Raw genomic sequence first — 14,240 nt, forward strand, 5'->3', positions numbered from 1 at the left:
TTACAAAAAAACGTTTAGTGACGGCTCATTCAGCTGATTTTCAATTCTTTTTTCCGCTTTTTGATGTAATCTGTTGGTCGGATGCCATTGATATCGTAAAAGAGATTTGAAAAATTCTGACGGGCTGCAATCCCACACTCTTCTGCTAAGGCTTCTATGGTGTAGTTGAGGTATTTTGTGTTGGTATTTAAGAGGTTTGTTATGTAGTTGATCCTGAGTTCTGCAATATACCTTGTGAAATTCATCCCTTTATTCTCATTAATATAGATGGATAGATAATTTGCGTTGGTATTAAGTTTGGCAGCAATGCTGTTTTGAGTAATGCCTTTCTTGGTAAATTGCAGTTCTCTCTCGAATTTTTCCAGCTTTTCACCAATTTCAGATGTTACTTCAGGCGTCAGAAAAGTTTTTCTTAAGGAGTATTCCTGAGGTTGCTCTTCTACAGTATTGGGAATCCCGTAAGAGCCTTCAACAATCCTCTTCTGAAGTAGGTCATATTGTTTTTTTATCTTGCGGTCTTTCCGGTATCGGATGACAAAAAATAAAATCGTTAGCGTACTCGACAAGATCAGAAATTGGGCGATCCGCATTTTTTTCCTGCCTGCCTTCTCAATGTCTTCTTTTTGCTCAATGAGTGACCTGCGGTCGTACTCCTTATGAAGTTTTCCGGACAAGTATGGATAATCCTTGCTGATCATACTGTCTGCCTTCAGAAGCTGATCAGTATAATACAATTGTTTGTCGAGGTCTTTGTTTTTATAATAGCTGATGAGATAATTGTAACTTTTATAAACCTCCGGTAGGATAAATCCTTCTTTGACAAAGATGGAATCGATTTTACTGTAATAGCCGATCACAAAATCATCCTGATTCTTAGCCTCTGAGATCTTTCCAAGGTAATAGTAAATGACGGATACCCAGGCAAAGTCATTCCTTTTCAAGATCGCAGGTAATGCCCTGTTGAGATCCGACGCCGCACCATCATAATCTTTCTTCAAAAATTTGGAGATCCCTATACATTTTAGAAAATAGCTGTTCTCCAATAGAAAGTCATGGTCACCCTCGGTAAGTTTATATCCCAATTTGCTCAGACTGTCACTTGTGGAGACATTTTTTAAGTACCGGTTGACAACGGTCATTTGATGAAGTGAATTGAGATAGGCTTTCTTGTTGTTAAATTGTAAGTTTTCGTGCAGACCTTTTTGATTCATGGCCCTTTCATAAAATTGGGAACAGTTTTGAAAATGCTCTAGTGCTTCGTCATAATATCCCAAATGTGCTTTGACAACCCCTAAATGGTAAATAACCTTAAAATGCTGGTATTGGTCACCCGAACCTTTTGAGAAGTCATAGGCTTTCATATACTGATCTAAAGCCAGCTTATATTTTTTCTGGTAAAAGTAGTAGATGATTCCTTTGCTTAAATAGTCTTTACTGATGTCATCTTTGGTGCCGTACTTAATACTTACTGCCAAAGCGCTGTCAGCATATTTCATCTTGCTTTTATAATCAAATTGCCGTCCGTCCCGATAGCCCTGAATTAATTGAGAATTCTTGCTTTCAGATTTTGCTTTTTGAATGTAGGCTTTCACAAAAGGCATTGCCCGCTCATCATCAATGGCCATTTTTTCGTAATTGCTTCTGATCTCTCTGAAAGTCCGTACTTCTTTTTGCTGGGAAAATAATAATTGTGAATAGGCAGAAAGCAGGACGAGAAAGTAATTTAACTTTTTCATATACTGATTATTAGAACCTCACCATCTCAAAAATACGCATTTTGATTTTAAAAAATGCCTTTGGAAGCCAGCGAAGACCATTCGATACATAATATGCTGTGACCACTGATAAATACGCCTTTAGGAGCTTTTTTATGATGGTACAATTTTAAAATTGAGACGTATCTATTTAAAAATTGCCCCACAGGACAGTTTTTTTCCGGCCTCAGGGCTAATAACTTTGGCTTCAGAATTCTAATTCAATCCGACGTCGGGATAACCTAATCAAAAGAAATTACAATGAAAAAGTTAATCCCAATTTTTAGTATAGCGATAGCAGCAATCAGTTTACAAAACTGTACAAACCGAGATGAAGATTTAATACGATATGACGACTCACATGAGGTGCTGAACATATCGATCATGAAAAAAGACTCTGCAAAATCATCAGAAGAAATAGTAGATCCCGATCCGCCGGTAAGAGATGGCGACAATTGGAGGATCTCGAATAAAAATTAATCAATTCTATGACCTATGATTCCTCATACCTCCATATCAGCAGCCACAGGCTTACCATGTCCGGAAAGCGGCATCTGGGAGAGTATGGGGAATTTCAGAACAACGGTGACCCTATTTAAAGGTGAGCCCATGCCCGAGTACTGCGGAATGAAGATCAAATGGAGACTGATCCTGGTCTGTTAAACTAAATACAAACAAAGCTATGAAATCTTTTAAGCCAATTTTTGTCAAAGCTGTTTCCTATTTTTTTATCCTGCTGTTTATTTACGCAAGTGTCAGTAAGCTTTTGGACGTTGAGAATTTTCAGGTACAGTTAGCGCAGTCGCCTATGCTTGGAGCATATGCAGGCGTGATTTCATTGCTCGTTATTATAGCTGAACTGTTGATTGTCTACCTTTTAGTCGTCCAAAAATTTCGTCTGACAGGGCTTTATGCATCTCTTGGTATCATGTCAGCGTTTACAATGTACATCTATCTTATATTAAATTACAGCGATTCTATTCCCTGCTCTTGTGGAGGTATACTTGAGAAAATGGATTGGAATCAACACCTTATTTTTAATCTATGCTGTGTGCTCTCATTGATTGTGGCAATTATCATTAATAACGTTACAAACACAATAAAGTTAATAAGCCGGCTTGCATTGTTTACAATCCTGCCGATATTATCTGTGGTGCTGGTATACGATATCAATGTTGATGATCATCAGGGTTCTTTTGAAAGAAAAGTGATCGAACCATTAGCAGTGGAATATCAGACCTTGAAGTTTCCAATGAATAACTATTATTTAGCAGGAAGTTATGATGATTCCCTATTTTTAGCAAACCACAAAACACCACTCCTTCTTTCAACCATAACACCTGAATTTAATTCCATTAAACTGGACACGATCAGATTGAATAATTATAAGTATGATTTTGTCAGTGTTACCATTAATGTCTTATATCCATATTTCAGCGTCTCTGATGGAAAGGTGCCGGTAATTTTTGAAGGGAAACTCCCATCTTTAATGGCGTATGAGACAGGTATTAATCGACTTTATTTTTCGAGGTTCTATATGCTTGAACCACAAAAATATGTATTTAAAACAATGCTTGTTAAAACAAAAGAAAGTGAACTGGGTATTTTAAATACTGAAACTAAAGAGTATCAAATTTTCCCGGATGCATTACAGAAAAACACAGACGGCGTTTTTGATACGGATGGGGACATAGCTATAGATCGTCAAAACAAAAAAATTGTTTATAGCCATTACTACCGTAGCGAGCTGATGACAGCGGATTTTAATTTCCAAAATATTCAAAGGAAAAGAATGATTGATTCGCTTTCTCACATGGTAATTGAAACCCAAAATCTTAAGAACGGACAACAAAAATTAGTCAGAACTCCAAGCGTCATCAATAAGGTCCAGACTGTGTATGACAATAAGTTTTACAATGTGTCTATTATGAGGGGCAGAAATGAATCAAGGGATGTGTCCAGAAACAATTATATCATTGACGTCTATAATAATTCAACGAAACAATATCTCTACAGTTTTTATATCAGGAATACTGAGCATGATAAGATCAGAGGGATATTATCTACAAAACATTATTTCTATGTATTGTCGAGTAACAAAATTACAAGGTATACATTTAAATAATCTGTTGGCCGACAGAACAGGGAATGCCGAAAACCTGTTGATTTAGAGTAGGCATAACATCAAATTTTATTACAATGAAAAATTTCATTTTACCCGCAGTTCTGATTCTGATAGGAACAGGAACTGCATTCGCTACTCAAAAAGAAAAAAGTAGCAAAGAACATTTAGCAGTTAGACAGGGCTATATTTTTAACAATGTAACCAATCAGTGGGATAGAAGCATCATGTGTAAAGAAGAGGTTGATCCAATTTGCACAGTTAATGGTCTGCCATCAGGACAGCAGGTTTTTGGAACGACCGGGCCTGACGTTGATCACCCGGAAACGGCTAATGTCGAATTATACAAGATTAATTAAAAACAGCTCCCGAAAGGGAGCTTATTTTAATGGTTTGAGTTAAAAATTACTGTTATCAGCAGAAAAAGTTTTTATCAAATCTGTTGACTAATTATAATACAACATTAAATTTGACAAAATGAAAAATTATTTATTAGCATCAGTCCCCATTTTATTAGGAATCGGAGCTGTTGCCATTACAAAAACTGAAAGAAGTAACATGGAGAATGCAGCTGTTAGACAAGGCTATATTTTTAATCACTCAACCAATCAATGGGATCGAAGCGTCATGTGTGGAACAGATGGGACCATTTGTACTGTTAATGGTTTACCAGCTGGACAGCAGGTTTTTGGGACTGATGGACCTGAAATTGATCATCCGGAGACGGCTAATGTTGAATTATATAGGCTAGACTAAGAAACTCCCTTTCGGGAGTTTTTTATTGAGTTAGTGGGCGAATCCAGTCTGCCGGCTTTTTATTCTTCAGATAATAATCGAACCATTGCCAGATTTTAATATTAAAATCTAATTGATTGAAAGGTTGTAAGACGTTATGGGTTTCATTGATGTATTCCAGCAAAACAGCTTTTTTCATCTGTCTTTTTATTCCCATAAAGAACATCCTTGCCTGAGCAGGTGATACGTTTTTATCTTTCAACCCTGTCCAAAGCAATACAGGAACTTCAATATTTTTCACATGATAAACAGGCGAGTTCTCCAGATAAAGATTCCAATGATCCAGGACACTATTGTTCATCCTCATCTGATGATTTTCAGTCCTCATATAGTTCGGCTTAGTCATGAATTCAGATTGGCTAAGCGCATGGGAAACCAAATCAGAAATCATAACACCTGCCACTCCTGTCTTGAAGTACTTCGAATTGGTCAGTGCGAGACCGGTCTCATATCCCCCGTATGACAGTCCTATCAATCCAATATTTTTGTCATCGATTGATGCCAGCGATTTGGCTGAATCGATGCTTTTTTCCAAAGACAATAAAACGCTATTTTTAACATTTGCTACTTCGTATTGGAGATCCGGAAGTAAAACGATATAGCCATTCATCAGATAATGCATATAATTGAATCCGGTCATTATATTTAAATAAGGCTGCAAGAAAAATAACACATCTTGCGAAAGCTCCTCATAAATATTCACTATCATCGGATATTTTTTGTGGGGATCATAGTTGACAGGTAATAAGAGTGCTGCGTTGGAAGTTCCTAAATCGGTTTTATATTGAAATATCTCGTACCTAGCTCCTTCAAATCCTTTCTTTTCTTTTTTTAGAGATTCATAAACAATATGATATTTGCCTCTTTCGAGGATTGTCAGCTTAAAAGGCTCCAAGGCAAAACCAGATGTTAAAAAATATCCGTTATCATAAGATATTATATCCTTGTAATGACCTTGTTGGAAAAATGTTGTTTTATTGTTTTTATAGGTAACGGTGGCAAATCCTGAATCATAGCACAACTTATTGAATGTCTTAAATAGTAAATCCCGGGAAAGATCTATTTCAGCTATTCTGACATTCCAAGATGATTTCGGGTAATGCTCTTTTGACAACATGAGTTGATATTTCGTTTTTGCTACTTCTCCCATGGTGACTCTTTTTAATTGAATGGTTTTCAGGTCTATTACAAAATAATCAAAATGGTTGGAAATCATTATCGCAGATTTGCCTTTAATTTTAACAGGTTTAGTAGCAGGGCCTTTAGCCAAGCCGCTATGCTCGGGACTGTCCCAACCCTTTGTCTTAGGAGGTATAAGATCAACCTCTTTCCCGGTATTGATATTATGAGCTATCCAAGTCGTATCATTAAAATAGACAAACTGTTTTGTATCGCGATCCCAAAGATAATTGCCTTCCTCTATTCTTTTTTGGGGCAATAAATATGAATTTTTACCATAATTTAAAAACAGATTTAAATCAAGGATTCTATTTTGTTGCTCTTCCACAACATCATCCGCTAAATCATACACGATGAAATCTCCTTTGTCATTTAAAAATTTATAGACCGGTATTTCATCATTCACATCAGGTAGATAATCCCATTGTTCTCTTTTAAGATTATAAATGCCCAAATGGTAATAGAGCATTTTATCCTCGCCGTTCCTATTGGAATAGGTGATCTTCAATTCGGGATTTTCATAACGCTCCAGCTTACTTTTCAAATACAACGGAAATATGAAATGTTCATTTTCCCGAACTTCCAAATAGGTAATTAACCGGGTGGTTGATTCAAAGCCTTCGGGCACAGCTATCAGCTGCTTGATTAACTTTTCTGATCGAAGGTCAACACTGTAGAGTTCAATTTGCTTGGGTTGGACATTGGCGGCATATATTCGCTGATCAACTGAAGAAATCCATTGGATATCACTATTAACCTTGTAAGTCTTAGTGCGATAACTTGTCAGATTCGTTATAGCAAGGTCATTTCCTGATGTATAGATTAGGTTATTGGTAGTCGTATCAAGTTGATAAACCCTTACATCCTGTTTTCTCCACAAAACTTTTCCTTCTATGGAAACTAACAGAAGTTCTCTTAAACTTGGATTAAATAGAATCACTTGAGCTGATGCTTGTGTAGGTTCGATTAAATAGTTACCTGAAACTTCCGTGGACTGACCGCTTCTTAAATCTGTGAATCGACAATGATTACTATTGCGCATCAGCAGTAAATCATCATTTAAAAATTGAAATTGATCATAATTACCCAGCATTGTCGTTTTATTTTTTTTAACGTCCAACAATTCATAGTCATTCTTTCCATAAGTATTGCTGTGGTTTAGAATAACGTAACGCCCATTAGGGCTGTTCGCCCGTAGTGCTGTTTCATAATATTGCTTGTAAACAGCATTTAGACTGTCAATATCCTGAGAAAAGCAAAGTCCCTGAATGATTAGGAATGCCAGCATATATAACCTAGTAACCATCATTCTGCGGATTTAAGTTAGGATTTAATAACAATTCACTTGCAGGCAGGGGCAGTAATTTAAAATAGGGTTTCCACTGCCCTTTCTTTGAAAGCATTATGACATCTGCAAGGTCGTAATGCTTTAAGTCATAGAAGCGGTGTCCGAACTCAGTAAATAATTCTGACCTCCTTTCCTGAATTAAAACATTGATCAGGATATTTTGATCAGTTGTATTGGCTAATGATGCTAAACCAGCACGGTTCCTGATCGTATTGATATCTGCAATTCCCAAGTCATATTGGCCTTTTTTAATATAAGCTTCTGCTCTTATTAAATACAGTTCCTCTACTCTTAAAATGACCGAATATTCTAATGAGGTTGGGCTGGTATAATACTGTTTATATTTATATGGATAATAATACGTTTTATTTTGTGCATCGGTCTTTTGCCCTATCCAAACGGATTTTCTTTGATCGCCAGTCTCAAATTCATCTATAAAATCCTGTCGTAGCGCAACATTGGTCGGCGAGGCTGTGTTCAGGATAAATACATTCCCCTGATATGCATTGTACGTAGCACCAAAAGGTAACAGATGCCATATACTTCCTGAGCTGTCTTTCAGGAATACCTTGTTTAAGTCGGCTTCCATTTTATATTGGACATCTGCGATGACAAGGTTGGAATACTGAAGCGCGGAATCCCAATTTTTTTCATAATAGGCCATTCTTGCCAATACAGTATAGGCTGCCATCTTTGTCGGGTATACCCTGTTTCCTGCGGCCAAAGTGGCGGGTAAGAGTGGTACTGCCGTTTCGAGATCTGTTTTACACTGGGCATAGACCTGACTGGTACTTAGCTTACCGATACTCTGATTGACCTGATAATTTGTAGAGGTGACGTAAGGGACTGGGCCGAATGTCTGGGTTAGGTAAAGATGCAGCAAAGCCCTGAGAAAAAGACCTTCCCCTTTTAAACGGTTTCTAACTTCTGAGCTTAGGCTTTCCGAATTTTCAACCCCCTCAATAACGGCGTTGATGTTGTATATCTGAGTGTAGGTGATCGTCCACAAATTCTTGATCTTATCGGTAGTGGCCATATGGCTCAGGTTATAAAAGATGGCAGCATCAGTAGTAGCTGAACCATAGGCCTGAAGTTCATCTGTATAGGCTGCCAGCACAAGCTGAGCCCCTGATGGAGCTCCTGACAAAAACCCCTGCTCGTCTAATGACCGATAAACCCCTGCCATGGCAGATTTAGCCAGCTGGTCATCTTTGAAGACCACTTCTCTTGTTATTTGATTTTTAGGCAGTCCAACTTCCGTAAAGCGGTCACAGCTGTTAGTGATCAAAAGGGACAGAATCAAAAGGGTTAATAATATAATATGTTTTAAAATTGTATTTTTCATAATAAAGCACTTTAATAGGTTAATGAAAGACCAAAGCTGACTACTCGGAGCGGGCTGGTGTAGCCTGCCGCCATAAATTCAGGATTTCCTTCTTTGTAACTGGAAAAAACAAAGAGATTCTGTCCGCTCATAAAAAGCCTGGCTTTCAGCTTGCTGTTGCTGTCCGATGGTATGCTGTAGCTCAAGGTTGCATTTTTTACTCTGACGGTGAACGAATCAGAAACAGTAGCATCGCTGAGGATAAAAAGGGAACTCGCTGTCGCCGCGGCTGTGTTATACCCTGCACTGGGCTTTTGAAACTCGGCATCAGGATTTTCCGGTGTCCAGTAATCGGTGAATATCGCAGGCATATTGGACATGTTACCGATATTGCCGTACATTGATTTCACATTGTATTGGCTCTGGCTTACAAACTGCAACAGCAGATCGAAACTCCAGTTTTTATACTGGATACTGTTCTGTAGTCCACCATACCAGTATTCCTTAATCTCTTTGCTTACGGTACGGTCGGCAGTATTGATCTTTCCATCCTGATTCGTGTCATAAAAGGTATATAGACCGGTGACAGGATCGATGCCCGTATATTGGTAAAGCTTAACCAGGGAAATGGATTTTCCAATTTCAAATCTGTTAGCGTAAGTCGACTTATCAAGATTGGGGAACTTCATAAGCTTGTTCTCCGGCAACGTAAAATTGAGACTGGTCGTCCACTTCCAGTGTTCTGTTTTAACAGGAACCCATTCCAACGACACTTCCAGACCACGGTTTCTTACCGTAGCGTCCAGATTGGCCTGAATACTGCTGAATCCTACTGTGGCAGGCATTGGGATACCGACAAGCTGGTTGGAGCTGGTATTGTGGTAATAGCCTATGTTCAGATTTAGCCGCTCTTTAAATAGCCCCATTTCTAAAGCAGCCTCGAACTTGCGGGTCAGCTCCCATCCGAAGTTTTTGTTGTACAGCCGTTGTGGGACCAATCCGGAATTCCCACCATAGGATCCGCCGGTGGACTGATAGGTGTCGTAATACTGATAGTCTCCGATCTGGTCATTTCCTGCTATACCATAGCTGGTTCGCAGTTTTCCGAAACTTAACCAGGATCTATCTTTGAATGGTTTTTCTTCCGAAAATAACCACGCAGCCCCAATAGCGCCAAAATTGGCGTACCTTCTTTCCGAACCGAATCTGCTGGACCCGTCACGTCGACCTGTTAAATTTAAAAAGTACCTTTTGTTATAGCCGTAGTTAAGCCTGGCATAAACGGCTTGGTAGCGGTATAAGGATTCACTGGCGCTGGGAACCGTAATGGATGCTGCGGCCGCCATATTGGTCAACAGGTCATCTGATGGGAAATTTCTTCCGAGAATAACGATGTTATCGGATTTCTGTTCCTGAAATGACGCCCCGACCAATGCGGAGAACTGGTGTTTCTCCAGTCGCTTCTCGTAGTTCAGCTGAGGCTCAAGGATCCAGCTCTCGTTCAATTTCTGGGCTTTTCTGAGAGAAGAACTGCTGCTGCCGATATTGCTGGACGGGTTATAGGTGGTCTTGGGGAAAATTTTCTGCTCATAACTGTTGTAAGTACTGTAACCACTATTCAGATTAGCACTGAATCCGCTTCCGAATTGGTAGCTGGAAGTCATATTCGCATTTAAACTCTTGGTTTTTACTGAAAAGGTCTGCGTGGCAGGTCCCATAGGATTGTTAAATGTATTGTTCTCCCAGTTGATCATTCCGCTGGACGTATACAGATCCGGAGCATTAGGTGCTAAGACCGGATATACAATATTGAAGTCAGTCGGTGGAAGAACATTATCCTGCAATGCGGCAGTCCCATTAAAACCGATCTGGAATTTACGGTCGGCACTGGTATGGTTGACACTGACTCCCACGGTATTTCTCTTATAGCGGTAGCTTCCCGGAAAAACGGTTGTTTCCTCATTGTGACCACCGGAAACAGAGAATTGTGTATTGCCGTTGCCGCCCGATACACCGAGCTGTACATCCGAAACCTCAGATGTATTTCCGACGAAGTATTTCTGCCAGTCCGTCGTTTTATCTGGACTCCAGACCCCATTGATATCATAAGCATTGGAGGGCACTGCTATGCCATCATTGGCAAAAGCCAGTCGACGCATCGCGGCATATTCTTCCAGGTTCATCATTTTTGGCAGGTTGGTCATCTGTCCCAATCCGTAACTTGTTCTCAGGTTGACCTCTGTTTTTTCTTTCTTGCCCTTCTTTGTGGTGATTAAAATAACGCCGTTGGCTCCCTTGCTTCCATAAATGGCAGTGGCATCGGCGTCTTTAAGGACCTCAAGCGATTCAATGTCATCGGGATTGATTGCATTCAAAGGGTTCGTTTCATTGTATGGAAGGATGCTGGCGGTCATTCCACTATTGAAATCATTGACCAGAGGCAGAGGAACACCATCGACAATGTATAACGGTTTATTGCCGTCATAACCGGTCGTTGAATAGCTTCGTAAGCTGTTTCGCCCCCGGATCTTTATATCAAAGCCTCCGCCGGCAACTCCGGAATTTTGTGTAATGCTTACGCCCGTCATCCTGCCTTGTAGAGCCGAAAGGACATTGTTGACAGGCTGGTTTTCGATGTCTTTTGCTGAAACTTTGGCAATGCTACCGGTTCTCTCTCTGTCTTTAACCTTGTAGTAGCCTGCGTTGAGAATAACTTCTTCGATTCCCTTTACTTTTTGTTCTAAGCTGATATTAACGACGGTCTGACTAGTGAGTGTGACTTTTTCTTCTGCATAATCAGGGTGTCTGAACAATAGGATGGGATTTTCTGCTGAAACCTGTATGCTGTAGGTTCCGTTATTAGCGGTCATGGTTACCTGATCACTACCCTCTTGGGAGATAATGACTCCCGACAATGGTTTATTAGATGAGGTGACGGTGCCGGAAATGCTGCGTATTTGGGCTTTTAATTGAGTACTGACAGCGGTCAGCATAAGGCCAAAGAAAATACCTCCTATATGGTAATAGGAATTTTTCATAGATTTGTAAAGGTTTTTAATTTTCTAAAGATTAATTACTGAACTACGCTCTTTCCCGTTGGTCTGCAAACTTTATGGGAAAGGGCTTTTTACATTCTTCTGTTTTTAAGTTGAGTAGTTTTTTGATTCTTTTTTTAGTAAAACTTTCCTGATGCCCTTTGGTATGAAAAAAACTGGTGAGGTTCTGTAAGCAGTGACTTCCAGGCACCGGAAAGAATTTAATATGAATGAATCTGTGTCCCGTGTAAGCTTTTTAAAGCCGCAATAGGTTGTACCCTCCTATTGTATCGTGTAATCTGATACTATTTTAGGAAGCGAGCTTAGATAGTAATGTAGAGATAAAGCGAACTGCATTGAAAAAGACGGCGTGGGACTCTACATTATCCAATTCGGGGTACTGGTATACCTTACATACAGATAAGAGAGCCCACGCCTAGGTCGTGAGCTTTCTGCTTATCATCTCGTATGTTAAAAATTACCAGTTTTCGAATTTGAGATTCTAAGCAATAGCTTCTATTATTCTTTGAAGTATCGCAAAGTTACATTTATTGTAACCTATTTTACAAATATAACGATATTTTCTTATTGCGCACAGAAAACCGCACTATTTTTTTTGTCTTTCTTTTAATTTGTCATAATGGACGAAGAAAATGATGTAATTATTGCTATTTGCAAGTATGTTTATACAAGCTGGATTTCAAAAGCAAAATCACAGAGAGAGTTTGCGTCCAAATGCGAAATAGAAGAAAGTACGGTAAGGAGAATTAAAAATATAGCATTAGGCACATCAAAGACTGATTACAATATGTCTGTAAAGACTATAGCTAAAATTTGTCGAAAGAAAGAAATCACTTTAGAACAATTGTTCCAAGATATAAAAAAGTAAATCCTAGCTGAATTAAATTAGGATTTTTTTGTCACTTTTCAACTTCTTTGTAATAGCGGTCAGAACATTGATAAAAAACTTCTTCTGTTTCAGTGGATTCTTGTTTGGGATGGTAGTCAAAGATGAACAATTTTCGAAACATTTTGCTGAAGATTTGCAAATGATATCAGAAATCAACTTTACATAATTATAGTGAAAGGTAGTTCAGTTGCAATGTGTTATTGCATATTCTTATTATGTCCGCAAGCAAATTTTTTCTTTACTATCTAATCTAACAACTTGAGAATATAATCGTAAGAGAATTCTAGCCACTGATGTACGTCTTCAAACTAACTTAGACATTTTGTAATAATTCCTTAAGGAGTAATTAGTTTTATAAATTTATTAATTTCTGTTGAAAATACAACTTTCTTCTTTTTCGGATTGAATCTGATTTTATTTGTTTTCTTTTTTCCAAAATCTGCTCAGATCTTCCGAAGTAAACATCTGCCGGAGGAAGGTTTTTCAAAGATTCGTGATATCGCTTGTTGTTGTAGTTTTCTACAAATTTTTCTAAAGCTTCCACTAATTCTTCTGGATGGTAAAAATGATTGAGTTTAACCACATTTTTCATCGTTCTATGGTATCTTTCAATTTTGCCCTGGGTTGCGGATGCATAGGTTTTCCGTGAACCTGTTTCATCTTCAAATCGTCTTTTAGGTAGGTTCTGAGCTCGTTTGACACGTAACAGGAACCATTATCTGAAAGTAATTTTGGCTTGGCTTTAGACTTTAATTTTGCTTTTTCAATCGCCGTATTACTGTTCGTTTTACATCTTCAGCCTTCATCGAATCGCATAGTTCCCAGTGAATAATGTATCGGTTATAATCATCCAAAACGGTGCTTAGATAGTACCAACCCCAGCCAATAACTTTAAAATAGGTAAAATCCGTCTGCCACATTTGATGTACAAATTCTGTTTTATCTTTAAATTCATTTGCTGCTGAAAGTAAAAAATGATTCGGTGCTGGGATTAAATCCCTCTGCTTTAAAATCCTGTAAACACTGGATTCTGAGATGAAAACACCTTGCTCATCGGTAATTTTTTGCGCCAATTCTCTTGAGGAAAGTTCGGTGTGTTCCAAAGCGATTTCTACTACCAATTCTTTTTGCTCTTCCGGAATGCTGTTCCACTGTCTTTTAGATGTTCTTTTGCTTGTCTTCAAGCCATCATAGCCATTTTCAAGGTATTTCTGATACCATTTGTAGAAAGTACTTCTTGCAATCCCAAAGTTTTCCAGAGTTTGTTTTACGCCAATTTCACTCGTAGTAACTTCTTGAATAATTTCGTATTTCTCACTTGCTGATAATCTCATAAACTTTCTGTATTTATGGGTTAATCCAGCATGTCTAAGCTTTTTTTTACAATGTCATAGCGCAGAACCAAATCGGCAACCATTTCCTTCAAGCGGGCATTCTATTTCTTCAAATCAGACACTTCATCACTCGTGGCTTCTCTGACAACATCAACATTGAGCCGTTTTTTACAGGCTTCCATAAATTCTTTGTTCCAGGAATAAAACTGAGACTGGGCAATATTATGCTGTCGGCATAGTTCTGCTACAGAAGTTTCTGCACGAAGCCCTTCCATAACAATCAAAATTTTCTGCTCGGTTGTGAAAATCCGTCGGGTATTTTTACGGATATCTTTTACGAATTTTTCGGAACTTTTCTTTTTAGGTGTTTCCATAATTAAATGTAATTATTTTTTTGAAAACACTCCTTAAATTTTTAATGTCTAATGTCCACTTTTTG

General features: G+C 38.5%; 11 protein-coding genes. 4 read left to right on the plus strand and 7 right to left on the minus strand.

The window, feature by feature from the left end; genetic code table 11:
* Positions 1–29: 29 nt before the first annotated feature.
* Complete coding sequence (locus AC52CF_RS11475; protein WP_496517055.1) at positions 30–1,736, minus strand: helix-turn-helix domain-containing protein; 1,707 nt, start codon at positions 1,734–1,736, stop codon at positions 30–32.
* A 700-nt stretch (positions 1,737–2,436) separates the two neighbouring features.
* Here AC52CF_RS11475 and AC52CF_RS11480 point away from each other — a divergent pair.
* From AC52CF_RS11480 to AC52CF_RS11490, 3 genes are all read left to right on the plus strand, one after another.
* Positions 2,437–3,879, plus strand: coding sequence for a MauE/DoxX family redox-associated membrane protein (locus AC52CF_RS11480; RefSeq protein WP_496517056.1), 1,443 nt, complete (start codon positions 2,437–2,439; stop codon positions 3,877–3,879).
* Between the two features lie 74 nt (positions 3,880–3,953).
* On the plus strand, positions 3,954–4,235 hold the full coding sequence (locus AC52CF_RS11485; RefSeq protein WP_074234186.1) for a DUF6520 family protein: 282 nt from the start codon (positions 3,954–3,956) through the stop codon (positions 4,233–4,235).
* A gap of 118 nt (positions 4,236–4,353) precedes the next feature.
* Complete coding sequence (locus AC52CF_RS11490) at positions 4,354–4,632, plus strand: hypothetical protein (protein ID WP_496517057.1); 279 nt, start codon at positions 4,354–4,356, stop codon at positions 4,630–4,632.
* Between the two features lie 22 nt (positions 4,633–4,654).
* Here AC52CF_RS11490 and AC52CF_RS11495 read toward each other — a convergent pair whose 3' ends face one another.
* Genes AC52CF_RS11495 through AC52CF_RS11505 form a run of 3 tightly spaced genes read right to left on the minus strand, consistent with a single transcriptional unit; the run spans position 4,655 to position 11,560 of the window.
* Entirely contained in the window at positions 4,655–7,159 is a 2,505-nt protein-coding gene (locus AC52CF_RS11495) for an alpha/beta hydrolase family protein (protein ID WP_496517058.1), read from the minus strand.
* On the minus strand, positions 7,146–8,543 hold the full coding sequence (locus tag AC52CF_RS11500; protein WP_496517059.1) for a RagB/SusD family nutrient uptake outer membrane protein: 1,398 nt from the start codon (positions 8,541–8,543) through the stop codon (positions 7,146–7,148). Before AC52CF_RS11500 ends, AC52CF_RS11495 begins: the two co-directional genes overlap by 14 nt.
* An 11-nt stretch (positions 8,544–8,554) precedes the next feature.
* Entirely contained in the window at positions 8,555–11,560 is a 3,006-nt protein-coding gene (locus AC52CF_RS11505) for a SusC/RagA family TonB-linked outer membrane protein (RefSeq protein WP_496517060.1), read from the minus strand.
* Positions 11,561–12,197: 637 nt separating this feature from the next.
* Here AC52CF_RS11505 and AC52CF_RS11510 point away from each other — a divergent pair.
* A complete protein-coding gene (locus AC52CF_RS11510; protein WP_496517061.1) occupies positions 12,198–12,446 on the plus strand; it encodes a transcriptional regulator in 249 nt (82 codons plus the stop codon).
* A 373-nt stretch (positions 12,447–12,819) separates the two neighbouring features.
* Here the strand turns inward: AC52CF_RS11510 and AC52CF_RS11515 are convergent, their stop codons facing one another.
* The 3 genes from AC52CF_RS11515 to AC52CF_RS11525 all read right to left on the minus strand — a co-directional run bounded on the left by AC52CF_RS11515 (position 12,820) and on the right by AC52CF_RS11525 (position 14,175).
* Entirely contained in the window at positions 12,820–13,176 is a 357-nt protein-coding gene (locus tag AC52CF_RS11515; protein ID WP_496518217.1) for an integrase core domain-containing protein, read from the minus strand.
* Positions 13,177–13,216: 40 nt separating this feature from the next.
* Entirely contained in the window at positions 13,217–13,801 is a 585-nt protein-coding gene (locus AC52CF_RS11520; RefSeq protein WP_496517062.1) for a helix-turn-helix domain-containing protein, read from the minus strand.
* Positions 13,802–13,902: 101 nt separating this feature from the next.
* Entirely contained in the window at positions 13,903–14,175 is a 273-nt protein-coding gene (locus AC52CF_RS11525) for a transposase (protein ID WP_496517063.1), read from the minus strand.
* Positions 14,176–14,240: the final 65 nt, after the last annotated feature.

It is taken from the genome of Chryseobacterium sp. 2P, from assembly GCF_059579425.1.